Source organism: Paenibacillus sp. FSL F4-0097, from assembly GCF_038593125.1.
GTDB classification, from domain to species: Bacteria; Bacillota; Bacilli; order Paenibacillales; family Paenibacillaceae; genus Paenibacillus_AQ; species Paenibacillus_AQ odorifer.
Genome location: NZ_CP151965.1, coordinates 2,881,292 through 2,904,902 on the forward strand (window position 1 = coordinate 2,881,292; position 23,611 = coordinate 2,904,902).

The following is a 23,611-nucleotide window of genomic DNA, read 5'->3' on the forward strand; positions in this document are numbered from 1 at the left end:
TAACTGGAAGACTTGCATGATAAGAAGGAGGATATCACGATATGGCAGATAAAAAGCTTGTAGGTAAGGTTGCAGTTGTAACCGGAGGCGGCTCAGGAATTGGCCGGGCAACCGTGCTTGAGTTCGCACGTAACGGAGCCAAAGTTGTATTATTGGACAGAACTGTGGAGAACGCTGAAAAAGTTAGACAGCAAGTGGAGAAAGAGGGCGGAGAAGCCCTAGTTATCGAATGTGATGTTGCTGAACCACCACAAGTGGAAGCGGCGATAAACAAGGCGGCCGCGAAATGGGGTCGTCTTGATGTTGTTTTTGCCAACGCAGGGATTAATGGGGCGATGACGCCTATTGAAACGATGGATATTGAATCTTGGGATCAGACCATTCATATTAACCTGCGTGGAACCTTCGCGACTGTAAAATATGCGATACCGCATCTAAAAGAAAGCGGAGGCAGCATCCTGATCAACAGCTCCATTAACGGAAATCGTGTGTTTTCCAATGTTGGTTTTTCTGCTTACAGCACGACTAAGGCAGGACAGGTTGCTTTTATGAAAATGGCGGCACTGGAACTGGCTCAATTTCAAATCCGCGTAAATGCGATCTGTCCTGGGGCTATAAAGACCAATATAGATGACAACACTTTTCCATCAGAGGATCTGAAAGAAGTGAAAATCCCAGTAGAATTTCCTGAGGGAGATCAACCGCTGGAAGAAGGTCCGGGGCGACCTGATCAAGTAGCGAAGCTGGCTCTGTTTCTGGCGTCGGAAGATTCAGATCATATTACGGGGACGGAAATTTATTGTGACGGTGCAGAGTCGCTTCTGCATGGTTAATTTTCCAACATAATCTTGACCTCTCATAACGGATTCCATCCTCGTCGCTATGCCGGACCACACGGGTCGAAAGAGCATATGCGCTGAGGATGGTTATACCGTTTTTTGTTGTAAAATAAAGCTAATCATTATCTCCAATTTCCGTTATAATGGAGTATCTCTGGAGAAAGGAGATTGCGATATGGATTTTCAATTGGAATCATTAATGAAGTTACTAGTGGCCATGCTGTTCGGGCTGTTCATCGGGATTGACCGACAGATCAAGCAGAAACCGCTGGGGATACGGACCAGTATGGTCATAAGCATTGCGAGCTGTCTTGTCACAGTGGTGTCTATCCATGCCTTTGACAAGTTCGCAGGGCCAGAGCATCCAAACATGGACCCAATGCGGCTTGCGGCTCAGATTGTCAGCGGGATTGGTTTTTTGGGTGCGGGTGTTATTCTGCGTAGAGGCGGAGATGCCATTTCGGGCCTTACTTCGGCAGCACTCATCTGGACAGCTTCTGGAATTGGTATAGCTGTGGGTGCGGGATTCTATATTGAAGCAGCATATGCGGTTATTCTGCTGATGTTTGCTGTGAATTTAGTTCCTCATTTAATCCGCTCGCTAGGACCAGAAGTACTGAATAAACATGAAGTTTCAGTGAGGATCATTATGGAAGCTAATTTTGTGCTTACAGAAGTGATCCAAAAAATCGAGCGGCCTCAGGTCAGCTCGCAGCGTAGTACTAGAGGTCCATCCCGAGCGATTCGAAGAATGAAAATTAAAGATTTGGAAGATGGCAGACAAATGATCGATATGGTGATCTCAGCCCCGGATCGAGATTACGCAACAGAAATTTATTACGATGTGAAGAAAATTGAACATGTAATGAGCGTAGAAGTGGAGCAATTGTAAAAAGAGCATGTCACCTCATGACTAGATGTGGTAATCTATCAAGTGGAGACAATTATCAGACACTGGAAGGGAGAACAATATATTATGTCAATCACAGCGTATGAAGGACAATATGAAGGAGAAGCAGCTATCTGGTTGAAAGCCGGTCGTTATGAGGCAGCTATTCTGCCAGGCATTGGCGGCAACCTGATCTGTTTTCGTGATACCGAAAACGGATATCGCTTCCTGCATGAGCCTGGAGCTGAAGAAATGGAAGCCTTCAAGGCAAGTCCGGGGATTCACGGAATTCCTGTATTATTTCCTCCAAATCGTTATGAGGATGGTAAATTTCCATGGAATGGTCAAACTTATCAATTCCCCGTAAATGAAGTTGCAACGGGCAACCATTTACACGGATTTTTACATACTGCAGCTTGGGAAGTCGAAGAATTTGGCAGCGGTAAGACTGAAAGCTTCGTAACCGTATTCATCAAGGTGGATGAGAATCATCCTTCTTATCAATATTTGCCACATAAGTATACGATCAAATTGCGTTATACCCTCGGCGAAGGAGGATTATCTCAACAGGTGCTGGTACACAATGATGGAGATGACGTGATGCCTTGCTTGCTGGCATTCCACACTGCCATTAACGCACCATTCGCACCAGGAAGCTCGGCACAAGATTACCGCGTAAAAGCTACTATTGGCGAGCGCTGGGAGCTTAACGACCGCATGCTGCCAACAGGCAAATTCCAGGCGTTGGAGCCAGGAGAAGTTCAGCTTCGTGAAGAAGGTGTGAATCCATATTTTGCATCGATGGACAATCACTACACGGCTGTACCTCAGAACGGACGCAACCGGATGGAGCTTACCGATAGCAAAGCTGGAGTAACCTTGGTGTACGATGTAGGGACTTCGTACAAACAATGGATGATCTGGAATAACGGTGCTACAGAACAGTTCTTCTGCCCTGAGCCACAAATTAACTTGGTGAATGCGCCAATGGTAGACCTTCCTGCTGATGATATTGGCTTGTTCAGCCTGAAACCAGGCGAATATTGGGAAGAAAGCAGTCGCCTGTACGTAAAATAGAGTTCATGTGAATATGAATAGGTTATAAAGAAGGGGCTGTCTCAAACGTAGTTTTTCTACGATTAGACAGCCCCTTAAATTTATCTCTTACTAATAATCTCTTCATTAATCTGTTTAATGATGTCTTGGATACTCTTCGAACCAAGATCACCTTCACCACGTTTTCTTACAGAGACAGTGTCGGAATTTTTTTCGTTCTCCCCCAGTACGAGCATGTAAGGTGCTTTTTCAAGCTGAGCTTCACGAATTTTGTAGCCTAACTTCTCATTTCGAATATCTACTTCGACACGAATGCCAGCCTTCTCCAGTTGATGCTTCACTTGCAGTGCATAGTCAACATAGTTCTCAGAGACTGGCAATAACTTCGCATGAACAGGTGCGAGCCACAGTGGGAAAGCTCCAGCGAAATGCTCAGTAATAATCCCCATAAAACGATCGATCGATCCATACACAGCGCGATGGATTACGACCGGGCGATGTTTAAGATTATCTTCCCCGATGTAAGTAAGATCGAATTTCTCTGGCATTTGCCAATCTAGTTGGATTGTTCCACATTGCCAGCTTCGTTTTAGCGCATCTAAGATATGGAAATCAATCTTAGGTCCATAGAACGCGCCATCCCCTTCATTCACTCGATATTCGATCCCGAGATTGTCTAATACATTTTGTAAAGATTGTTCAGCCTGATCCCATAATTCTTCAGATCCCATATAATCTGCCGGCCGAGTAGATAATTCAATCTTATACTCAAAGCCGAACACTTGATAAATATGGTCAATCAGTGAGATTACCCGTCTTATTTCATCCTCGATTTGCTCTGGCAAAACGAAGAGGTGAGCATCATCCTGGCAGAAAGTGCGGACTCTCATCATCCCGTTAAGTGCTCCAGAATATTCATGGCGATGCACTTGACCGAATTCCGAGATACGGATAGGCAGTTCCCGGTAGGAATGCAGATTGTTTTTGAAAATTAGCATATGCCCAGGGCAGTTCATCGGCTTAAGGGCAAATTTTGTTTCATCTACATTTGTGAAATACATATTGTCCTTGTAGTGATCCCAGTGCCCCGACTGCTCCCAAAGCCGATTGTTCATCATCAGCGGTGTACGAACTTCATCGTAATCTCTCTGTCTTTGTAATTCCCGGGCAAAGTTCTCAAGCTCTGTACGGATTGTCATTCCCTTGGGAAGATAGAAGGGCATGCCTGGCGCTTCTTCAGAGAACATGAACAACTCAAGTTCTTTGCCGAGCTTACGGTGGTCACGTTTTTTAGCTTCTTCAAGAAACAGTAAATGTTCCTCTAACTGCGCTTTTTTAGGAAAGGCAGTTCCATAAATACGTTGCAGCATTTTGTTATTGGAATCTCCACGCCAGTAGGCACCCGCTACATTCAACAGCTTAAAGGCTTTGACCAAGCCAGTTGAGGGAAGATGTGGTCCACGGCAAAGATCGGAGAATTCACCTTGATCATAAATAGTTAATACTGTGTCTGCCGGCAGATCATGAATAAGCTCCAGCTTTAAAGGCTCATTCAACTCTTCAAAAAGTTTAATGGCCTCTGCGCGGCTCACCACACGGCGGACAATCTGGTGATTCTCTTGGATGATTTTCGCCATTTCTTGTTCGATTGCAGCAAGATCATCAGTGGATAGAGGTTTCTCAATATCAATGTCATAATAGAAGCCGTCTTCGATAACAGGACCTATGCCTAGCTGGACAGCTTTATCTCCATATATACGTTTTATGGCCTGCGCCATGATATGTGCAGTACTGTGTCTATAAACCTCAAGACCGTCTTTGCTATCCAACGTAACAATATCGAGCCGGCAATCATGTTCGATCGCTTGGTTTAGATCAACAGATTTTCCATCAATTTTTCCAGCTACAGCATTTTTTTTCAGACTGGTACTTATGGCACCTGCTGCTTCTTTAATCGTTGTTCCTTGCAGTACCTCTCTAATTGTTCCATCTTGCAGTGTTACCTTGATCTTCATGATTTTAGCCTCCGTTTCTCAAATATTGTTAGTTGTGAACGCAAAAAAACGCATCTCTCCCAGAAAGGGACGAGTGCGTTCAGCTCGTGGTTCCACCCTAATTCGACCTGTCACATGGACAGGACCTCATTGGTATCCGATATCGGGGATAAATCGGTGCCGCATACTACCGAAAAACAAAGTTCTACGGATTCAGCGTCACGGCTACAAAGGGGTAACTTCACAACCGGTAACTGGAGAAGCTTGCAGCCTGGACTTCTCTCTCTGGACAGTTCGTGTAGGAAATCATGTCTTTGATCATTGCCATATTCTGTTGCTAGTTAATATTACTCAATAGTATTCGATAAAGTCAAGGGGGGAGGTGCACAGAAAGCGGATGATCGTTTCTCCGCGTTCTTCATTTGCTTATTGGTAAAGGAAATGAGGAAGGGCTTGGCGAATTTATATTTCAATATGCTTAAGGAGGATTGTAATGCAGATTATTGCCATGCTGACGATGCTAATCGACCATATTGGCTATATCTTTTTCCCGGAGAATCTTGCTTGGAGATATGTAGGGAGAATAGCTTTTCCGATTTATTGTTATGGGCTTGTGCAGGGACATATCCATACTTCATCCAGACCTAAATATTTATTACGGTTGCTCTTGATAGCGATTGTTGCTCAGATTCCCTATAATTTAGCGCTAAATTCTGGTGGCTGGAACGTGGTGTTTACGTTATTGCTGTCGGCAATCGTACTGGTTATTTTGGACAAACTGCCTTCACTATGGCTAGGTATACCTGTGGTAATTGCTGCTATAGTGTTAATGGATTATTACCCTATAGATTATAACGCGTACGGTTTGCTCTTAGTATTGATTTTTCGTTATACGAAATCGTACTGGCTTGTTGGAGCCCATTTGGCACTGAATCTATTCTATATGTTTTATAATTATTGGGTTGTACAGATGCTAAGTATTTTACCTACCTTGCTGATTGCTTTTACGCCTTTGATTTGGAATCGCTTGGAGCGGCATCGGGTTCCGCGCTGGGTGTGGTGGTCATTTTATCCTGCACATTTACTGATGTTGGCAATAGTTAAGGCTGTAATTTACAAGGAATGGGCTCAGATCGAATGGCGAAGTTTGTTGAATATTTAAACATTTTACAATAAAAGGAACTTTGATTTACAAAACTTACCTTAGCTGAGATAATGGATTGATTTCACAAAATAATATGAAGGAGACATGCTATGAGTAGAGTTAAAGCAAAAATGAAGTGGTTTTTGCCTTTTGTCGCACTGATGCTAGTTCTTGCCGGCTGTCAGTCGGTAGGGGGGTTCGATGTTAATAAGGCGTTGATTGGGGATGTTGATGTTAAATCATCAGAATCCAGTATGACTTTTTCCATGAATGCTGAGCCCATAGAGGGAATTAGCGCGGAAGATAAGGAAATGGTTGATCTTATTAATTCTTTTTCCTTGAATATTAGTAAAGCTAAGTTACAAGATAATGGGAGTTTATCGGCCCAAGGAACTGTTGGTTATAAACAATTGGATATTCCATTCACCTTGTTTATGGACAAACAAACACTTGCTTTTACAGTTGAAGGAGCAAAACAACCGTTCTACTTCCCTGTACAAGGATACGATGAAATCTTAGGTGAAGTAGGCTTGGATACGGCAAAAGCTGAAGATGTCAGTAAGCTGTTGACGAAATTCGTTGTTAAGAATCTTCCTAATCCTGGCGTAATCAACATTACACCGGTTAGTGATGCTGTGTATGGCGAGCAGTTGAACATGACGAAGCTGCATGCAGAAGTGACGGGTGATGAGCTTCCTGCACTGTTAAAAGGCTTCCTGAAGTCTGTCTCCAAAGACACAGAAGGTTTTACTGAATTGGTAGGTGGTCTTTACGACTATCTGTACCCTGTGATCAAAGCTATGGATGAAGACGGTTCTGGCGATATTTTCAATCTTGGATTCGGAGATATTCCACTGGATGATAAAGAAGCTGTCGTAACTGTATTGCATGATGCTGCCAAATTGGCTGTTGATGCATTGCTGCTAGTATATGACAATCAAGTGGACAGTCTTTACAAATCAACTCCTGAGATTAAGACTGTGTTGAGTAAGGATACGAAGTTATCTGTTGATATTTTCGTTGATAGTGCTCTGCATGTGCGTAAACAGAATGTTGATCTGAAAGTGGCGCTTCCGGGTACCGAGGATTTCCCACTGAAGAGTCTCTCGCTTAAAGCTTCCAGTCAGGTTTGGAACATTGGCGGTGCTGTAACTGCTGATCCAATCAGCACTGAAGGTGCACTTGATATTTCTTCCGGGCTTACACCTGGAGAGACTTTGAGAAACTTTGCCCCAGATTCTGATGTATATCGTATATTGAAGGATGATCTGGGCATTACGAAGAGAACCATTGTTATCGAACCTGATGACGAATATTATTACCCGATTGTAGACAAGAACACTACTTATATCCCACTGCGTTATTTGGCAGAAGATTTAGATGCTACTGTAGAATGGGATACTGTCAATCGTGCAATTAACGTTACTGATGGTGTGTACGGAGATAAACTGGTGTTCAAAATCGGTTCTTCCGAAGCCTTGATTAACGGCACGGCTGTAAAGCTTGCCCAACCTGTATTTGTTGACGAGTATGGCGATGCATATGTATCCTTGCGTCTGCTTGCTGAAGCGCTTCATGCTACTGTGTCGGTAGATGAAGATGGTTGGATTACTATTGTACGGAACTAGTTGCATCTTAACGATCAATTAACACAATAAACCCAGCCTCCATCTGACGCATAAATGCGAGTGGAGGCTGGGTTTTTATATGAAATACATAAACCAGTTATTGCTTCGTTAATACCACCTCTAAAGCTATATTACTAAGCTCTTTATCCTCTGTCATACTTTGGATGTATCCACCTAAGAAACCTTCTTGTAGGCCTTCCCAAAGCTTGTAACCTGGCATCGCTTTAATATCTTCTGAGGAGCTGCCGGCTGTCCCCGCGAAGTATCTTACATTTAGCTTGGCCATTACCTCTGCCATCGATGCCTTTTCAGACTGCGTAAAGGAACTCTCCTTTAGACCATCCATAGCTTTGTTATAAGAGTTTGTAGCAAAAATATCCTCAGCATAGGTCTTAAAGTTTAAAAGATTCTGATCTGTAATGCCATTAGCTTTAGCCCATCCTTCTACATTTAAGGGCATTGCTTCATAATTGACGGTTCTGCTCAGAGGATCGAAGGTCATCGCTCCATATTGATGTGGATAAACAGCCATTGCACTTGTTGCGATATCATATATTGGCATTACTTCCGAAGAAGTTGCCGGGTCTACCCGGATGTCCTGCATATGGATATGGCCTGACAAGACTAAATTAAGTTCATTTTCACGAAGTAACTTTATTGTTTCCTGACTGTTGTTAAGTTTAAAGCCTGAAACAGACATAGAGGTGTGGCTTAGTAGGTTGTGGTGCATAACCGTGAGGACAGAAGCATGCTCCTTGGCAGCTAGTTTAACAGAATTATCTATCCATGATAGGGTAGAGGCGGTCAGGCGTCCGTCCGTTTGGGGGAAACCGTATTTCTGATTGTTATGATATTGGCTGCTGTCAATCATAAGGAGCCATAAATTTGGAGCTGCTTTAACGATGTAACTTAGCGATTCTTTATCACGTGATACAGCCTCTTTGTAGCCGAAATTCTCATACATCTTGGTAAAGTCTTTGTCTGTAATAGAATCCGTAACGAGCTGCTTATCCCCGCTGAAGGATCTGGCCCAAGGATTAAATAAATCATGGTTGCCTGGAATGACATAAACAGAGGTTCCCTGCGCTTCAATTCGCTTTAGTTTTTGGGTTAGCTCCTGATGGCTGCTGCGTTCTCCGTTATTTGTTAAATCTCCACTGAGGATGAGAAAATCAGGCTTCTGCTGCTCAGTATCATAAACCAGGGTTTCAAGGATTTCATCACTGTAAGGCAGCATTTTTCCATCACCGCCAGTTACATATTTCTGAAAAGCTGTACCGCCATCCTGAAGCTTCTTATCTAAGAAGTGAGTATCCGTTGCCACCCAGAAAGTGAGGGGGTGAAGATCAGTCGGATCTAGTTCTGTAAAGGTCAAATTAGACGAATTTGTGTCTTTACAGCTAGTTAGAGCCAAGCTCAGGAAAAGGAGCAGCAACAAAGAGGTAGAGACTGATTTTTTATGTCGAACAAGGGCTTTCTTGCTCAGAAAAATCATGATTATAACCTTCCTTCTATACATTTGCTGCACTATTGTAGCGCATTTTAGCTCGTAGTGTATATCGGAAAAGGAAGAGGGCAGTTTCTAGCCCGCATGAATTGATTAATGATTAATAGATCAGGTGCATAATTAAGCCCATAAATGCGACAATAAGAGTTGGCAACGAATATATCCGACAAAATAAGTTGTGAATAACTGTTGTGTTTTCAGAAAAAAGGTGCTAAGATATACAAAAGTAAGTTACTAAAATTAATGGAGGTAGTTATTTTATGTCTAACAATTTCTTTGAAGCAGTAAAAGGAAGACGTTCCATATATGCCATCAGTAAAGAAACTACGATTTCGGATGCACAAATTGTAGAAATCGTTGAACAAGCGGTGCTACATAGCCCAACTTCATTCAACTCTCAAAGCTCAAGAGCCGTTGTTCTTCTTGGTGAACAACATGATAAGCTATGGGATATCACTACAGAAACATTGCGTAAAATCGTTCCTGCCGAACAATTTGAAGGAACAGCGCAAAAATTAGCGTCTTTCAAAGCAGGTTACGGTTCCGTACTATTCTTCGAAGATCAAACGGTAGTGAAGAGCCTGCAAGAGAACTTCGCTCTATATGCTGAGAACTTCCCAATTTGGGCTAACCAATCCTCTGGTATTCTGCAATTTGTAGTATGGACAGCACTTTCTGAAGCAGGTGTAGGTGCATCCTTGCAGCATTATAATCCACTGATTGATGATGAAGTAAAAGAAGCATGGGGGATCCCGCAAGAATGGAAATTGATTGCTCAATTGCCATTTGGTAAAACCGTTACTCCTGCTGGTGAGAAACAATTCCAACCGGTTGAAGATCGTGTTAAAGTCTTTAAATAAGTGAGATAAGCGTTTGAAACCTCCTTAACCAGGCTAAGTATGTATATAGACTGGTTAAGGAGGTTTTTTGTATGCCATGGAACAAAGAGGATTATCCAGAATCATTAAAGAACTTCACAGCACCTGTTCGCAATAAGGCAATCGATATTGCGAATGCGCTCCTCGAAGATGGTTATGAGGAGGGGCGGGCGATTTCAATTGCCACAGCGCAGGCGAAAGAGTGGGGGGAGAACCACGATAAACAAATCCGTAAAAAAGGCCATTAAGGCTTAATCAAAGGCCTGAGCATAGAAATAAAAAAAGCAGGACAGCGTTTATTAACGCTTGTCCTGCTTTTTGACGGGCACAATTATTTAGTAGATTCATTTCCTGCTGCTGCGCTTGCAGTTGGCTCAGCTGTTGCAGCTGCATCTTCTTTAGCGTCAGTAAGTGTGTTCGTAATTTTTGCTTTTTCAGTTGTTTCTGACAACCAAGTGGAGGACAGAGTGGAAACCTTTTGCGAAACTAGAGTTTTACGAATTTCATCTTTCTTTTCTTCCAGTGTATAGTCTTTAGCATCTTTATGGTCGGTTACTTTAATGATGTGATAACCATAATCGGATTTCACAGCATCACTGGTTTCACCAACTTTTAGCTTAAAGGCTACATCAGAGAATTCAGCTACCATATCGCCACGTTTGAAGAAGTCTAGATCTCCGCCATTATCCTTGGAACCCGTATCAGAGGATTTTTCCTTGGCAAGAGTAGCGAAATCTGCGCCTTCTTTCAATTGTTTCAGAATTGCATCTGCTTCTTCTTTAGTCTCAACGAGAATGTGGGAAGCGCGAACTTGTTCTTCTTCACTGAAAGTAGCTTTATTTGTGTCATAGTATTCTTTGATTTCATCATCCGTTACAGTGACTTGTGGCTCAAGGATTTTACGCAGCTTTACTTGCAGCGGCATTTGCTTTTTCAAGTCGTCTACAGTCATTGAGCTTTGGGACAAAGCAGCATTAAAGGCAGCCTCTCCGCCGAATTGTGCTTTAAGATCTTCAAGTTCAGTGTTGATGTCTTCATCTGTAACAGTTACGTTGGCTTTTTTAGCCTCTTGATCAACAAGCTCAGTAGTAATCATAGATTGCAGCGTGCTTTCTCCGCCTGCTTCGATCAATTTATCATAAAGTTGTTCTTTTGTAATTTTTGTTCCGTTTACTGTTGCAACAGCTTTTTTGCTGTCGTCTTTTTGGACGACCAGAACAATGATTAGTGCTGCAGCTAATACGATAGAGGCAATCATCCAAGCTTTATTGCTTCTAGGAGCAGTCGGAGGTGTAGGAGGCGTAGCGTTGTTCGCACCGACTTTGTTCATTACTGGAATACTGTCTGCTTTTGTTGTATTCACAGGTTCCTCAGCAGCTGCTTGCGCTACTTCAACCTCTTCATTGATAATCTCGGAAGTGTTCAAATCTTCTTCCGTGGTTCCGTTGTTTTCTAAGTTCTCATTTCCATTCAGATCTTTTTTGTCCATTATTAGTAATGACTCCCTTCAATATAGGTGTTGCTTGTCTATTTACAACTTTAACAGAAATCCTAATCCTAAACCTTAAGAAAGTATAAAAAAAGGCAGGATCTTTTTAAGTTTCTATTAATAAAAAGCAAAAAGCCGGAAATGGCATCAGTAACATGCCCTTCCGGCTAATGGGAATAAGATGTCTACTTCAGTCCTTTCAGAAGATGACGAATGCTTTCTTGTTTTCGTCTTGGGACACGTACGTTTTTAGCATACAGGCCCATTTCACCGAAATAAATGCAGTCATCTGCGATAGAGCTGATCTTGTTCAGGTTGACATAACAGCCACCGTACACATGATAATAACTTGAATTGGACAACAATCGATTTAATTGCTCGGCAGTCATTCTCTTTTTTATGTTATAGTTTCTGCCGTGAAAAATGACCAAATCATGATCCCCGACCTTAAAGAACAGAATGTCTGTCTCCACCTCGAAGTCCTCGTACACATTTCTGGCTTCCAGCAGGATGCTACTCATTCATGTTCCCCCTTTATACGGAATAAAAGACTAATGTTAGCGCTTTCATTATATCACAACAGTTAATCGTTGGAAAGACCCATTTTTGAATTGTTTCGTACATTTCTAACTTTATCGTTTGTAATTAACGTTTAAAAATTGTAGATTATATAGATGATCACATCTAATGAGTGTGAAGTAGCAATACTTTGAGGAGGAATATAGAGATGAATGAGCAGAATAAGTTATTGCTGTTTACAGGTTCTTATGCAAGTGCCGCAGAAAGCGGAGTGCAGGTGTTTGAATTCGATGGAGCTGCAGGTGGTACGCTAAAGCTGCTGGATTCGGTGCAGGGCTTAACTAATCCTACCTTTGTTAATGTAGATGCCGCAGAGAAACGTCTATACGCTATAGGAGAAAAACCGAATGGTGAGGGTGGAAAAGAAGGCGAGGTTATTTCCTTTGCTATTGATCTAAAGGACGGGAAATTGAGTGAACTGAAACGCATTCCCTCCATGCCTGCCTCTGGCAACCGTCAAACAACCACCTGCCATATCAATAGAGATTTGAATGATGAATACGTGGTTGTATGTAGTTATCATGGTGGAAGTGTTGGCTTGATCAAATTAAATGAAGATAAAGCTGCAGATCAATTAGTTGATGTGGCCGTACATTCAGGTCATGGCCAACATCCTGAACGGCAGGACCGCCCTCATCCCCATTCCGCTATTTTCAGTCCGGACGGGCAGTATGTGTTTGTATCTGATCTTGGGCTTGATTTAATTCGGGCCTATAGAATCAATAGAGAAACCAACAAACTAGAGGTACATGGTGATACGGCGTTGCATCCAGGAGCGGGACCACGCCACTTCACTTTCCATCCAGACGGAAAGTCTGCTTATGTAATTAACGAGGTGGATTCCACCATTACATCGTTTACATATGACAGTGCCGCAGGCACTCTGCACACTGTAGATACAGTGCCGACACTGCCTGATGATTTTGACGAAGAAAATACATGCGCTGAAATCGCTATTTCCAAGGATGGGAAATATCTGTACGCTTCAAACCGTGGGGCTGATAATATTGCCGTGTATGCGGTGGATAATGCTTCTGCTAAGCTTACACATCTTGAATATGTATCTACTCGTGGAGGACATCCGCGTCACTTCGCATTGACACCAGATGGAGCTTATCTTATAGTAGCGAATCGTGATGCGAATAACCTGGTTGTATTTTCAATAGAAGCGGCTAGTGGCCGACTCGAATTTACTGGAAATACAGCTGAAGTATCCAAACCGGTATGTGTGAAGCCCGTAATTGTTCCTGCATAAAGTTACTCCGCTTGAAGAGTGAATAAGTGATCTTGGGAAATGCTAAAGGGAACACCGGATATAAAGTCCGGTGTTCCCTTTTTTTGAAAATAAAAGCCTGTGATTATCTGGTTGATGAGGTGAATGAGGGAGAAGACTATTTGAGCGAAACGGGCTTAAGAGGTACAATAGTGGATACTGCAGATTTGAATAGCACATTTTGCCTGCCATCACCTTGACCTTGTAAAGTGATTGTGAAAGCATCGTACGAGGTTACGAGCCCTTGCATTTTCACACCATTCGTCGTAAAAATCGTCACAGGCACCTTTGTGGAAATGAACTGGTTCAACAATCGTTCTTGCAATTTTAAACTCTCCACTTTGGCAGCACTCCATCTTCTGTGAATTTTTTTCTCTCAATAATTATAACATGGGTTAGTCCCTCACTGGAAATGAGATCAACAGTCACCAGAATAGACATGGAGGTATTTATGCTTTATTATCAGAACTGGTCTAGAGCTTTTCGCTTTTTTTTAGGTTTTGCTGCGTGTTTCGCCGTTATAGCTGTCCTTGTAAGTATGAATAAGGTATCAACCTTTGATAACTATATTATTGATTGGGTACAATCAGCGGAATCACCGGGGTTGACCTCATTCGCCAAAGGTTTATCTCTAATTGGTTCCTCTAAGATCGCTATTGGCATATCTATCGTTACCATGGCACTGCTCTATTTTTTGCTGAAACACCGGTTTGAATTAATCTTGTTCCTATGGGTTGGATTAGGCTCGCAGCTCTTGAATACAATAATGAAGTTATGTTTTCACAGAGAACGTCCGAATTTACATCGTATTGTCGAAGAGATTGGTTATAGTTTTCCGAGCGGGCACTCAATGGCAGCCTTCTCTTTGTACGGCGTTATTGCCTTTATACTGTGGCGTCATCTGCGGCGGAGGCATGAACGGGTCTTATTAATAATGTTCGCTGTATTCATGACCGTGGGGATTGGCTGGAGTCGTATCTATTTGGGTGTTCATTATCCGAGTGACGTTATTGGGGGATATATGGCTAGTGGCGCTTGGCTGATGTTGTCCATTTGTTTATTTCAAATCTACAAGAGCTCGCGTACGAATTAGGATAGATACAAAAACGGATATCTTTCATAGCGCATGAAGATATCCGTCTTTATGTGGAAGAAGATTGGTTAAGGGGTCGTCACATGTTGTTCAGATGTTTTGCGATCCTGGAATTGTCCCATTTTGCTTATTTTTTGCTTCAGCATCGCAGGAAGTCCTGCTTTAAGCCTTTGGGCTTCGTCTTTTGTCAGACGTCCTTCGGTGATGGCTTGATCCAGCCGTTGGTTTGCCGATTCGCAGAGCTTCTGAATATATTGATCTTCCGTCCAGCCTTTTTTCTCAAGAGCAAGCTGCGGGAGCGTTTTGCCTGCTTTCAGGCTATTGATTAGCTCTGTACGATCCATTTCCAGCAGTTTAGCCGTTTCAAAAATAATGAAATGTCCACCAGCCCTAACCTTTCCGTCTTTTCCTGGATGGTGACCGTGACCTTTCTCTGAAGGGTGGGCACCAGGTGCGGTGGCTGTGGGGGTTACTTTCTCAGCAGAAGCACTTCCAATTGGCGCAAGAGCTGGAGACAGGCTGAGAAAAATAACGGTTGTGAAAGTCATTAATCTTTTGATATGGTTATTCATTCACTCACCTCGTATGTTATGTGATAGGCACTACTCGGATTAGTATTCCCTTAAAGCTGAAAGAAACATGAGTGAGAGCTTAAATGTTCTTAAAATTCATCATCTCCAGGCTGGGGTAATTAGAAGTACGCGGGTTCGCTGATGTTCATATTGTAGCGTGGGCTAATTTTTAGGAGGGATAGGTTTGGCTTTAGGAGCTCGCATATTTAAAACAGGTTTGGCCGTTACGCTAGCCCTGTATTTAGCTGTAATGCTTCAATTTCCTTCTGCCGTGGGTGCAGGGATTGCAGCGATTTTCGCTATGCAGCCCTCTATTTATCGCTCTTGGCGTTATTTTCTTGACCAGCTCACGACTAGTACAATGGGGGCCGTTCTGGCTTTACTCGGAGGGATGCTGTTATCCAATAGCCCAATAGCAGTCGGTTTGGTCTGTATTCTAGTCATTATGATCAGTATGAAAATCAACCGGGCGGATACGATAAGTCTTACGTTAGTTACTGTAATAACAGTGATGGAGGCTTCGGGTGAATGGCAATTCGCACTTAATCGCTTTTTATTAACTTTGACAGGTATTGTTTCTGCATTTCTAATCAATATTATTGTCGTTCCTCCAAAACCTCGTAAGCAATACATTAAGCAAATTGAGAATGTTTTTTCAAGCCTCTCTTTATTGCTGAGAACAGCGGTTTCTCATGAGATGAAGGAAAGTGTATTTCGTGATGAAAAAAATGCCTTACATTCATCCATAAAATCGTTGGCGGATAAGTATGCATTGTTTGAGGAGGAGCAGAAGCAGTTAAAACGGGCCAAGTATAGCCAGACTAGACAAATGGTTGTGTATAAGAACCTGTTAGCTTCTTTGCAAAAAGGTTACGATGTTCTCGAGGCTGTAGATCGGCATTATTTCCAGGCGGATCGGACCGAACATACAGATGCTCTATTTGATAATCATTTGGAACATTTAATCAAATATCATCAGCACATCTTACTTAAGTTTGAAGACAAATTAAAGCCCAATGCCAATGATTCCGAACCCTTGGGAGAAGACAATGATGATTTTCTGAATACCGCGATTTTGGGGTATAATGCAGAGAAAATAGGTCAGCTGCGTTTATATGTTGTGGCAGCGGCGATTTATGATTACGGATATCAATTGGAGCGCTTAGATAAAGTGGCCGATCAGATGAATCGTATAGCAGAGGAGAAAGAATCTGTGCACGAAGCCTAAACATAACCTTGTGAAGAGCAACATATAAGCTTTGTAACAGTAAAAAAATCCGGTTCCTTAGGGACCGGATCATCTATTTAAGAGAATACTTGAAATCTCAACTTGTAATTGCTAAAATGAGAAGATATCGAATAAACATGCATTTAAAAACATAAATATGCAAATTTATCATATCACGATTCAAATGGAATGTCAACCTTCCAAAAGGGGATGAAATGTAGTGGATAACAATGAAAGTCAGTGGAAAGAGGAACAGCAACGGGTTGACGGAGTAACCAAACTTCTGTCAGCCCATATTCGCCATTTATCAGAGGAGCTTGGACTTCATCGCAGTGATGTAGTGGATATGCGGAAAGACTTCTGGGAAGAGGTAACCGTAAACTTCAGTAGCCCGGATGATTTGGGAGAAACCTCAACAAGTCTTCGCCAACAGTCCCAAATCCTAAATGAACGGGAACGTCATCATTTGCAATCAAGCAAAGCGCTGAAAAAATATAAAAAGCTGGTTGTCTCTCCTTACTTTGGCCGAATTGATTTCACCGAGGAACCAACTGGCGGGCTGGAAAAGATTTATCTAGGAATTGGATCATTGATGGAGGATGATGGTACCTTTTTGATTTATGACTGGCGCGCGCCTATTTCCAGTCTGTATTATGACGGAGCTCCTGGTCCCGCTGCTTATGAAACACCTGGAGGATTAGTCTCCGGAACAATGAACCTTAAACGCCAGTTTGTTATTGCTGACGGTGTAATTGAAGTTATGTTTGACACTGGGGTTACGATCGGGGATGAGCTGCTGCAGCAGGTGCTAAGTCATAGCGCTGACGATCGGATGAAAAGTATTGTTGCTACAATTCAGAAAGAGCAAAATGCGATTATCCGCAACGACAAAAGCAGGATGCTAGTTGTGCAAGGAGCAGCGGGAAGCGGGAAAACGTCTGCTGCATTGCAGCGGGTAGCTTATCTTCTATATAAATACCGTGAAGTATTATCAGCAGATCAAATGCTGCTGTTCTCACCGAATCCGCTGTTTAACAGCTATGTATCTACAGTGCTCCCGGAGCTAGGCGAAGAAAATATGCAGCAAACAACGTTTCAAATGTATTTGGAACATCGTCTTGGCCATGAATTCCAGCTCGAAGATGTCTTTAGTCAGACCGAAAGTCTACTAAATGCTCCTGATGGTCCTGAGGTGGCTATACGCAGAGAAGGCATTGCCTATAAATCGTCTGTACCTTTCCTAGATGTGATTCGGCGATATGCTACGTTGCTGGAACAGGAGGGCATGCTTTTTAAACCTTTAATGTTTCAAGGGAAAGCAGTGGTCAGTAAAGAAGAAATGGAACGCCAATTCTACGCGTACGATCCTGCCATAAAGCTTGCGAATCGTGTGGATTTGATGATCCGCTGGCTGCTTAAGAAGATCGCAGATTTTACCCATGAGGAAAGAAATGCACAGTGGGTTGAAGATCAGATCGAGCTGCTGGATTCCAGCGATTATCACCGTGCGTATCAGATGTTGCGCCGGAAGAAGAAAGCTTCGCAGGATAGCTTTGACGATTTTGATACCGAAAAAGAAGTGTTATCTCGTTATGTAGTCAGCCAGCGGCTCAAACCACTGCGTGGTTGGACTAAACGGGGTCGATTTGTGGACGTTAAGGGCTTGTACAGCACGTTATTTACAGATCGCGAACTTATGGAGCGCCTCAATGGTGATTATCCTTTACCAGAGGTGTGGGATGATATCTGTGAGCAGACATTGGAATCTATTGGAGTGAACGAGCTTGCTTATGAAGACGCTACGCCATTCCTTTATCTGAAGGAGTTAAGCCAAGGCTTCCGGACCAACACACTGATCCGCCATGTGATTGTAGATGAAGTACAAGACTACTCTCCATTCCAATTAGAGTTCATGCGCCGTTTATTTCCAAGAGCAAAAATGACCGTATTAGGCGACCTGAACCAGGCCATTTATGCACAAGGTGAGGTACTGGGGGATTTGTCTAGTCTCGTAAGTATATATGGTGAAGAAAACACAGAAGTGATCTCGTTAACCCAAAGCTACCGTTCAACTTATGAGATCGTGGAGTTTACGCGGTCAATGATCCCTGGAGGAGAACGAATCGTACCGTTTAATCGGCGGGGAGAAGAACCCCAGCTAAGTGTGGTATCCAGCGAGAAGGAGCTTCTGAATGCTGTAGAACAGGATATCCGGAAGCTGCATTCTGAGGGATATCATTATGTAGCTGTCATCTGCAAAACAGCGGAGGAAAGCGCAAGGGTTCATGCTGAACTGAATCGTAGCCTGCCGGTAAGACTTGTTACAAAGGAAACGCCGAATTTTCAGAAGGGGACACTGGTTCTGCCTGCTTATTTAGCAAAAGGTGTGGAGTTTGATGCGGTCGTCATCTTTGATGGCTCGGCTGAACAATATGGCAGAGAAAGTGAACGCAAATTGTTTTATACGGCTTGCACTCGGGCTATGCACTTACTGCATATTTTTAGCCTGGGTGAACCTAGTCATTTTATTCCGTCCGCTAATGTGGCATCTTTAAGCGCCGGATCGCTGTAACCATAGATCTCTTCATTTTAAGATCGTCCTTTTCGCAGCAGCGGAGGGACGGTTTTTTTGTTTTCATGAATAAAGAAGAGCGAACAAACCACAATAAAGAATGTTGTACACAATGACAAAGGTGGTCAGTTCATGAAGGAAAGAAAATGGGATCTGCTTGCCTTAGCATCAATCCCACTAATAATGACCCTCGGTAACTCCATGCTGCTGCCTATTCTGCCGCAGATCTCCAAAGAACTAGGCATTAGTGCTTTTCAAGTCAGTATGCTGATTACCGTGTATGGATTGATGGCAATTGTAATGATCCCTATTGCAGGTTATCTGTCAGACCGTTTTGGGCGAAAGAAGGTTATTCTTCCTAGTTTAATCATTGCCGCAATTGGTGGTGCCGTCTGCGTGGTAGCTGCTTGGTTTATGAAGGGGGTTAGCGCTTATTGGGTGATCTTAGCGGGGCGTCTGTTGCAAGGAATTGGTGCAGCGGGTGCTTTTCCAATTGTAATACCCTTTGTAGGCGATTTGTTCAAGGAAGAAGAGGATGTGAGCAAAAGTCTGGGAATCATTGAGACCTCCAATACGTTTGGTAAAGTTCTCAGTCCAATTCTTGGTGCCTATCTTGGGATATGGCTCTGGTTTGCTCCTTTTATTGCAATTCCCATTCTATGTCTAATTTCATTTTTTTTAGTTTTATTTCTCGTCCGAAAGCCCGAAGCGAAGGATGAACCTGAGAAACAGGAAATCCGAGCGTTTTTAGCTGGAATTGTGAGTGTTTTACGTAAAAAAGGGCGTTGGCTGTATGCTATTTTTGCCATAGGCGGCATTTGTATGTTTGTGACCTTTGGTGTTCAATTCTATTTATCAGAAATGCTGGAAACTAAATATAAAATGCACGGGGCGACGAAGGGGTTTGTGCTGGCGATACCGCTTGCCCTCTTATGTCTGTCCTCCTATGGCACAGGAAAGATCATTGGTCAGAATAAAACGCTAATGAAATGGCTGGGCTTTGGAGGAATGGTGTTACTGACTGCGGCCATGATTTGTGCGGGATTCAACAAAGGCATTTATTTTTTAGTAGGATTTATGGGTTTAGGCTGTGTTGGAATCGGGATTGTACTTCCTTGTATGGACGCTTTAATCACGGAGGGGATTGAGAAGGAGAACAGCGGCACGATAACCGCTCTTTATAGTAGTATGAGGTTTATAGGGGTAGCGTTGGGACCGCCGGTGGTATCGCTGCTGTTAAGCAGTGGGCATTGGGTATTGTTCGCGTTGATGGCTACAGTAGGGGCAATTGGTGGATTGCTGACCTTATTTGCGGTAACTCCGAGTAAGGGGGAAAAGGGAGAACCAGGCGTTAAAGATACAGAGAAGATAATTCCTCCGATCTGGCCGAAACGTGTTCGCCAAACCTCTGCAATGTCTCTGGATGGAAAAAAGGGCTATCCCTAAGCTGCGTTGCCGCAGCTTGTGGGATAGCCCTCTTGATAAAAGAATAAAAGATATTCTTAGGCTTGTGGAACGGATTCCCAATCCTTCAAGAAACGTTCAATACCGTTATCTGTCAGCGGGTGCTTCCAGAGGGTTGGCAGAAGTGAGCCTGGGATTGTAGCGATGTGAGCACCAGCAATAGCTGCTTGCTCAACATGTGCAATGTTGCGGATACTTGCTGCAATGATCTCGGATTTCAAGTTGTAGTTAGTCAGGATAGTCTTCAGATCCTTGATCAGCTTCATTCCATCAACACCGATATCATCCAGACGACCTACGAAAGGAGAGATATAAGTTGCGCCTGCTTTAGCAGCCATCAAACCTTGAGCCGCGGAGAATACTAGTGTAACGTTAGTTTTGATGCCTTTTTTAGTAAGCTCATAACAAGCTTCCAAGCCATCTTCAGTCATAGGGAGTTTAATTACAACGTTTGGAGCCCATTCAGCAATTTCGTATGCTTCTTTGAGCATTTCTTCTGCTGTAAGTCCGATTACTTCTGCGCTTACAGGTCCTGGAACGATTGCAACGATTTCTTTGATAACATCCTTGAACAATCTTCCTTCTTTAGCGATCAGCGAAGGGTTAGTCGTTACGCCATCCACTAGTCCCAGGCGAGTAATACGTTTGATTTCTTCAATGTTTCCGGTATCCAAGAAAAACTTCATTTTAAATTTCCTCCCTTGATTTCCATATGGATTGACAAGCAACATTCATATTTACATTATGAGACATGCAAATCAAAGTTTCAACTGTTATTTTGAATATTTCAAAATAACTTTATAGAACCAGTATTACCTGTATGCGCTGAATTTCAGATAATATAAGATTGGCTTAGGCCTCCCTCCATGATAATATATAACCGGAATTGTTATTTTGGAGTGGGGGGTGGGGATGGGATGATGTATGCGATATTGCTTATTTTACTTGTGCTTGTGCTGGCAGCAGCGGGATTCCTTGCCTACCAGAACAGCAAGTTGGTGTCTAATCAGAAGAAACTCGGTACTGCATCAAGTGATCCTTCCCTTATGTATTCTATCTTTGACCAATCTAGTGCAGCTGGTGTTGAAGAACCTGAGGCCATTCCGTTATTTCAATACACTGTATTTGCGCGGTCGAATGGAGCGGTTGTTGTGAACAAGCCTGTAGCTATGATTATTCTGTGCAGAGTTGCTGCGGGTAAAGGTGATTACTTACTGGCCGATGTCGAGCGTAATATGCTTGACAAGATTAGTAGGCCAATGCCTTTGAATGCGTATTCTGAGCATAAAGCCTACTTACACAGGACGGCTAATCACACAGAAAAAGAGATGGTTCTCAATCTAGAGGATGCAGTGAATTTACAATATACATAGAGTAGGGTGAAAGATATTGATTTTTTGCTCTGCGCAAAGCATAATACAAATTTGGATATAAAAAAGAATCAAACAGCCGGAAGCAATCGCGTTTTATGTTAAACACAGCTACCGCGGCACATTGATTGGTAAAATAATGGATGCCAGTCAGCACTTAGGCATGATATCTCCCTACGGGTGCATTAAGCACCCATTCCAGCATCATGATCATATCTTCTACTCTAGTGAGCTGAGTTTGTAGGTTATCTTGCTGTGGACTGTCTTCTGTTAATGAAGCTAATCTTGATTCCAGAGATCTGCGCTGCAGTGTCAATTCGTTGATTTTAGATTGAATTTGGTTTTCGGTTCTCATCCGGAATCCTCCTGAACAATAGGTGATTTCAACATCATCATAGATCATTATAACGGATAACATGGGGGTAATAAAATGAGTATCAATGTTAAACAATTAGCCGCGGAAAAAGCAGTGGAATTTGTAAAAGATGGCATGAAGATCGGCCTTGGCACTGGATCTACTGCCTATTGGGCGATCAACAAGCTTGGTGAGCGCGTCAGTGAAGGTCTAAAGATTACCGCTGTAGCAACCTCCCGTGCTTCCGAAGAACAGGCGCGTGAACTTGGGATTCCAATCGTAGCTTTTGGAGATATTGATAGTCTGGACCTGACCATTGACGGAGCGGACGAGCTGGATAGTAGTCTACAGCTTATTAAAGGCGGCGGCGGCGCGCTGCTTCGGGAGAAGATTGTTGCGAGTAACAGTACTCGTATGATCGTTATCGCCGATGAGAGTAAAGTGGTAAATACACTCGGCAAATTCCCGCTGCCTGTAGAAATTGTTCCTTTTGCATGGGAATGGACTGTGGCTGAACTTGCCAAGCTGGGTTGCAATCCTGAATTGCGTCGTAGTGGAGAAGAGCTGTACAAGACAGATAACGGCAATTACATCGCAAACTGCCGGTTCGAAGCGATTGAGTCCGCACCGAAGCTGGCACTGGCCATCCAAAGTATTCCGGGAGTTGTAGAACACGGCCTATTTATCGAAATTGCAGCTATGGCTATTGTGGGTAAAAAAGATGGAAGCATTGAAATTATAGAAGTTAAACCGGGCAATTGATCGTTCGTAGATCTAGAGAATCTAGCAGTTTACGGAAGCTGAGAGCATTGACACGGATAGGGCTGACTCTGTATAGTGCTACTGTTATCTATTGGATGTTCATCGGTTTTGGGCGTGAGATTCATACAGGTGGCCCGCTTCAGTACAATTTGATCCCATTACGTACGGTGTCACTTTATTTCGACATGAATAACGGGTTATCGCTGATCAGCCGGTTTGTGAATCTGCTTGGAAATGTTGTTGTGTTTATTCCATTTGGTATACTAATTCCACTTGCAAAGACACGGCCAATTTCTTGGATAAGAATCTCTTTATATGCTGTTCCTTGCATCCTGCTTTTGGAGTCTCTGCAAATGCTGCTGCATGTGGGAAGCTTTGATATTGATGATTTATTGTTAAACATGTTAGGGATATGGACAGGTTACGGTATGTTTCGAATCGGGTACAGAAGCAACAGAGAAGGAGGAATGTGAACAATGTTGGTAGATCTTAAATCCCTTATTGGTTCGCCTGAGGTGAACGAGCTGTTGACGTATGCGGTCATTGATGACCCCAACGCTTTGGAGCAGACTTCGTCTGAGTACAACGAACAAGCCGGGCTGAAGTTATATGGCTGGGAAGAAGAAGAACTCCTGCTTGGTCTTGTAGGCTTCGAAGAAACCGAAGACGGTTCTTTGGACATTCGGCATATTGCCGTCTTGCCAGAGAATAGAGGGAAAGGTTATGCACGGGGGATGATTCTGGAGCTGCTCGCTACTCGTCAGCCGCGTTATCTGGTAGCTGAGACTGAGGATGAAATCGCCGCAGATTTTTATCGCAGTCTAGGGTTCATGGTGTACAGCTTAGGAGAGAATGAAGCCGGAATTGAAATGTTAAGATGTGTATACGAAGTTGAAGAGACCGAGGATGAGGACTAAAA

General features: G+C 43.1%; 24 protein-coding genes. 16 read left to right on the forward strand and 8 right to left on the reverse strand.

Annotated elements, in window-relative coordinates; all coding sequences use genetic code 11:
* The first annotated feature begins 41 nt into the window (after positions 1–41).
* The 3 genes from MHH86_RS12850 to MHH86_RS12860 all read left to right on the forward strand — a co-directional run bounded on the left by MHH86_RS12850 (position 42) and on the right by MHH86_RS12860 (position 2,805).
* Positions 42–833 carry an SDR family NAD(P)-dependent oxidoreductase gene (locus tag MHH86_RS12850; protein WP_036686230.1) on the forward strand — a complete coding sequence of 264 codons (792 nt, stop codon included), beginning with the start codon at positions 42–44 and terminating at the stop codon, positions 831–833.
* 181 nt (positions 834–1,014) lie between these two features.
* Positions 1,015–1,731, forward strand: a complete 717-nt coding sequence (locus MHH86_RS12855; protein ID WP_036686231.1) for an MgtC/SapB family protein — start codon at positions 1,015–1,017, stop codon at positions 1,729–1,731.
* 84 nt (positions 1,732–1,815) lie between these two features.
* The gene (locus MHH86_RS12860) at positions 1,816–2,805 is read left to right on the forward strand and encodes an aldose 1-epimerase (RefSeq protein ID WP_036686233.1); all 990 of its coding nucleotides are present in this window, start codon (positions 1,816–1,818) and stop codon (positions 2,803–2,805) included.
* A gap of 80 nt (positions 2,806–2,885) precedes the next feature.
* On the opposite strand, the gene thrS is transcribed toward MHH86_RS12860, so the two are convergent.
* Positions 2,886–4,799 carry a threonine--tRNA ligase gene (gene thrS / locus MHH86_RS12865; RefSeq protein ID WP_076144059.1) on the reverse strand — a complete coding sequence of 638 codons (1,914 nt, stop codon included), beginning with the start codon at positions 4,797–4,799 and terminating at the stop codon, positions 2,886–2,888.
* A 472-nt stretch (positions 4,800–5,271) separates the two neighbouring features.
* Here thrS and MHH86_RS12870 point away from each other — a divergent pair, with 472 nt between their 5' ends.
* The gene (locus MHH86_RS12870; RefSeq protein WP_076101665.1) at positions 5,272–5,940 is read left to right on the forward strand and encodes a TraX family protein; all 669 of its coding nucleotides are present in this window, start codon (positions 5,272–5,274) and stop codon (positions 5,938–5,940) included.
* 92 nt (positions 5,941–6,032) lie between these two features.
* Complete coding sequence (locus tag MHH86_RS12875; protein WP_051491446.1) at positions 6,033–7,550, forward strand: copper amine oxidase N-terminal domain-containing protein; 1,518 nt, start codon at positions 6,033–6,035, stop codon at positions 7,548–7,550.
* Positions 7,551–7,647: 97 nt separating this feature from the next.
* Here MHH86_RS12875 and MHH86_RS12880 read toward each other — a convergent pair whose 3' ends face one another.
* Positions 7,648–9,045 (reverse strand): metallophosphoesterase, encoded by a 1,398-nt coding sequence (locus MHH86_RS12880; RefSeq protein WP_076316186.1) that lies wholly within the window; start codon positions 9,043–9,045, stop codon positions 7,648–7,650.
* 272 nt (positions 9,046–9,317) lie between these two features.
* On the opposite strand from MHH86_RS12880, the gene MHH86_RS12885 reads away from it, so the two are divergent.
* The gene (locus tag MHH86_RS12885) at positions 9,318–9,917 is read left to right on the forward strand and encodes a nitroreductase family protein (RefSeq protein ID WP_038570356.1); all 600 of its coding nucleotides are present in this window, start codon (positions 9,318–9,320) and stop codon (positions 9,915–9,917) included.
* Between the two features lie 71 nt (positions 9,918–9,988).
* The gene (locus tag MHH86_RS12890) at positions 9,989–10,183 is read left to right on the forward strand and encodes a hypothetical protein (protein WP_036686240.1); all 195 of its coding nucleotides are present in this window, start codon (positions 9,989–9,991) and stop codon (positions 10,181–10,183) included.
* A gap of 83 nt (positions 10,184–10,266) precedes the next feature.
* Here MHH86_RS12890 and MHH86_RS12895 read toward each other — a convergent pair whose 3' ends face one another.
* Together MHH86_RS12895 and MHH86_RS12900 are read right to left on the reverse strand one after the other, a co-directional pair.
* Positions 10,267–11,424 carry a peptidylprolyl isomerase gene (locus MHH86_RS12895; protein ID WP_038570359.1) on the reverse strand — a complete coding sequence of 386 codons (1,158 nt, stop codon included), beginning with the start codon at positions 11,422–11,424 and terminating at the stop codon, positions 10,267–10,269.
* A gap of 185 nt (positions 11,425–11,609) precedes the next feature.
* Positions 11,610–11,945: a hypothetical protein gene (locus MHH86_RS12900; protein ID WP_036686243.1), complete on the reverse strand. Its 336-nt coding sequence runs from the start codon at positions 11,943–11,945 to the stop codon at positions 11,610–11,612.
* A gap of 206 nt (positions 11,946–12,151) precedes the next feature.
* Between MHH86_RS12900 and MHH86_RS12905 the strand changes: the two genes are divergently transcribed.
* Positions 12,152–13,258, forward strand: a complete 1,107-nt coding sequence (locus tag MHH86_RS12905) for a lactonase family protein (protein ID WP_038570362.1) — start codon at positions 12,152–12,154, stop codon at positions 13,256–13,258.
* A gap of 136 nt (positions 13,259–13,394) precedes the next feature.
* Here the strand turns inward: MHH86_RS12905 and hfq are convergent, their stop codons facing one another.
* A complete protein-coding gene (gene hfq, locus MHH86_RS12910; RefSeq protein ID WP_036686247.1) occupies positions 13,395–13,616 on the reverse strand; it encodes an RNA chaperone Hfq in 222 nt (73 codons plus the stop codon).
* Positions 13,617–13,814: 198 nt separating this feature from the next.
* Between hfq and MHH86_RS12915 the strand changes: the two genes are divergently transcribed.
* Positions 13,815–14,369, forward strand: coding sequence for a phosphatase PAP2 family protein (locus tag MHH86_RS12915; protein WP_256717292.1), 555 nt, complete (start codon positions 13,815–13,817; stop codon positions 14,367–14,369).
* Positions 14,370–14,437: 68 nt separating this feature from the next.
* On the opposite strand, the gene MHH86_RS12920 is transcribed toward MHH86_RS12915, so the two are convergent.
* Positions 14,438–14,941 carry a hypothetical protein gene (locus MHH86_RS12920; protein ID WP_076316187.1) on the reverse strand — a complete coding sequence of 168 codons (504 nt, stop codon included), beginning with the start codon at positions 14,939–14,941 and terminating at the stop codon, positions 14,438–14,440.
* A gap of 184 nt (positions 14,942–15,125) precedes the next feature.
* Between MHH86_RS12920 and MHH86_RS12925 the strand changes: the two genes are divergently transcribed.
* From MHH86_RS12925 to MHH86_RS12935, 3 genes are all read left to right on the forward strand, one after another.
* Positions 15,126–16,169: an aromatic acid exporter family protein gene (locus tag MHH86_RS12925; protein ID WP_038570371.1), complete on the forward strand. Its 1,044-nt coding sequence runs from the start codon at positions 15,126–15,128 to the stop codon at positions 16,167–16,169.
* A gap of 220 nt (positions 16,170–16,389) precedes the next feature.
* Complete coding sequence (gene helD / locus MHH86_RS12930) at positions 16,390–18,741, forward strand: RNA polymerase recycling motor HelD (RefSeq protein ID WP_038570373.1); 2,352 nt, start codon at positions 16,390–16,392, stop codon at positions 18,739–18,741.
* Between the two features lie 132 nt (positions 18,742–18,873).
* Positions 18,874–20,187, forward strand: coding sequence for an MFS transporter (locus MHH86_RS12935; protein ID WP_080742475.1), 1,314 nt, complete (start codon positions 18,874–18,876; stop codon positions 20,185–20,187).
* Positions 20,188–20,243: 56 nt separating this feature from the next.
* Here the strand turns inward: MHH86_RS12935 and fsa are convergent, their stop codons facing one another.
* The gene (gene fsa / locus MHH86_RS12940; RefSeq protein ID WP_036686257.1) at positions 20,244–20,891 is read right to left on the reverse strand and encodes a fructose-6-phosphate aldolase; all 648 of its coding nucleotides are present in this window, start codon (positions 20,889–20,891) and stop codon (positions 20,244–20,246) included.
* Positions 20,892–21,122: 231 nt separating this feature from the next.
* On the opposite strand from fsa, the gene MHH86_RS12945 reads away from it, so the two are divergent.
* Positions 21,123–21,578 (forward strand): hypothetical protein, encoded by a 456-nt coding sequence (locus MHH86_RS12945; protein ID WP_076101672.1) that lies wholly within the window; start codon positions 21,123–21,125, stop codon positions 21,576–21,578.
* A 154-nt stretch (positions 21,579–21,732) separates the two neighbouring features.
* Here the strand turns inward: MHH86_RS12945 and MHH86_RS12950 are convergent, their stop codons facing one another.
* A complete protein-coding gene (locus MHH86_RS12950; protein ID WP_036686261.1) occupies positions 21,733–21,930 on the reverse strand; it encodes a hypothetical protein in 198 nt (65 codons plus the stop codon).
* Between the two features lie 81 nt (positions 21,931–22,011).
* Here MHH86_RS12950 and rpiA point away from each other — a divergent pair, with 81 nt between their 5' ends.
* Genes rpiA through MHH86_RS12965 form a run of 3 tightly spaced genes read left to right on the forward strand, consistent with a single transcriptional unit; the run spans position 22,012 to position 23,609 of the window.
* Positions 22,012–22,692 (forward strand): ribose-5-phosphate isomerase RpiA, encoded by a 681-nt coding sequence (gene rpiA / locus MHH86_RS12955; RefSeq protein WP_143766088.1) that lies wholly within the window; start codon positions 22,012–22,014, stop codon positions 22,690–22,692.
* 47 nt (positions 22,693–22,739) lie between these two features.
* Positions 22,740–23,165: a VanZ family protein gene (locus MHH86_RS12960; protein WP_051491448.1), complete on the forward strand. Its 426-nt coding sequence runs from the start codon at positions 22,740–22,742 to the stop codon at positions 23,163–23,165.
* Positions 23,166–23,168: 3 nt separating this feature from the next.
* Positions 23,169–23,609 (forward strand): GNAT family N-acetyltransferase, encoded by a 441-nt coding sequence (locus MHH86_RS12965; protein WP_038570379.1) that lies wholly within the window; start codon positions 23,169–23,171, stop codon positions 23,607–23,609.
* The last annotated feature ends 2 nt before the right edge of the window (positions 23,610–23,611 follow it).

Excerpts from the sequence above, each read along its gene's own strand:
- MHH86_RS12850 (WP_036686230.1), top strand. The coding sequence starts at position 42 with ATGGCAGATAAAAAGCTTGTAGGTAAGGTTGCAGTTGTAACCGGAGGC.
- MHH86_RS12855 (WP_036686231.1), top strand. The coding sequence starts at position 1,015 with ATGGATTTTCAATTGGAATCATTAATGAAGTTACTAGTGGCCATGCTG.
- MHH86_RS12860 (WP_036686233.1), top strand. The coding sequence starts at position 1,816 with ATGTCAATCACAGCGTATGAAGGACAATATGAAGGAGAAGCAGCTATC.
- thrS (WP_076144059.1), bottom strand. The coding sequence starts at position 4,799 with ATGAAGATCAAGGTAACACTGCAAGATGGAACAATTAGAGAGGTACTG.
- MHH86_RS12870 (WP_076101665.1), top strand. The coding sequence starts at position 5,272 with ATGCAGATTATTGCCATGCTGACGATGCTAATCGACCATATTGGCTAT.
- MHH86_RS12875 (WP_051491446.1), top strand. The coding sequence starts at position 6,033 with ATGAGTAGAGTTAAAGCAAAAATGAAGTGGTTTTTGCCTTTTGTCGCA.
- MHH86_RS12880 (WP_076316186.1), bottom strand. The coding sequence starts at position 9,045 with ATGATTTTTCTGAGCAAGAAAGCCCTTGTTCGACATAAAAAATCAGTC.
- MHH86_RS12885 (WP_038570356.1), top strand. The coding sequence starts at position 9,318 with ATGTCTAACAATTTCTTTGAAGCAGTAAAAGGAAGACGTTCCATATAT.
- MHH86_RS12890 (WP_036686240.1), top strand. The coding sequence starts at position 9,989 with ATGCCATGGAACAAAGAGGATTATCCAGAATCATTAAAGAACTTCACA.
- MHH86_RS12895 (WP_038570359.1), bottom strand. The coding sequence starts at position 11,424 with ATGGACAAAAAAGATCTGAATGGAAATGAGAACTTAGAAAACAACGGA.
- MHH86_RS12900 (WP_036686243.1), bottom strand. The coding sequence starts at position 11,945 with ATGAGTAGCATCCTGCTGGAAGCCAGAAATGTGTACGAGGACTTCGAG.
- MHH86_RS12905 (WP_038570362.1), top strand. The coding sequence starts at position 12,152 with ATGAATGAGCAGAATAAGTTATTGCTGTTTACAGGTTCTTATGCAAGT.
- MHH86_RS12915 (WP_256717292.1), top strand. The coding sequence starts at position 13,815 with ATGAATAAGGTATCAACCTTTGATAACTATATTATTGATTGGGTACAA.
- MHH86_RS12920 (WP_076316187.1), bottom strand. The coding sequence starts at position 14,941 with ATGAATAACCATATCAAAAGATTAATGACTTTCACAACCGTTATTTTT.
- MHH86_RS12935 (WP_080742475.1), top strand. The coding sequence starts at position 18,874 with ATGAAGGAAAGAAAATGGGATCTGCTTGCCTTAGCATCAATCCCACTA.
- fsa (WP_036686257.1), bottom strand. The coding sequence starts at position 20,891 with ATGAAGTTTTTCTTGGATACCGGAAACATTGAAGAAATCAAACGTATT.
- MHH86_RS12945 (WP_076101672.1), top strand. The coding sequence starts at position 21,123 with ATGATGTATGCGATATTGCTTATTTTACTTGTGCTTGTGCTGGCAGCA.
- MHH86_RS12950 (WP_036686261.1), bottom strand. The coding sequence starts at position 21,930 with ATGAGAACCGAAAACCAAATTCAATCTAAAATCAACGAATTGACACTG.
- MHH86_RS12965 (WP_038570379.1), top strand. The coding sequence starts at position 23,169 with ATGTTGGTAGATCTTAAATCCCTTATTGGTTCGCCTGAGGTGAACGAG.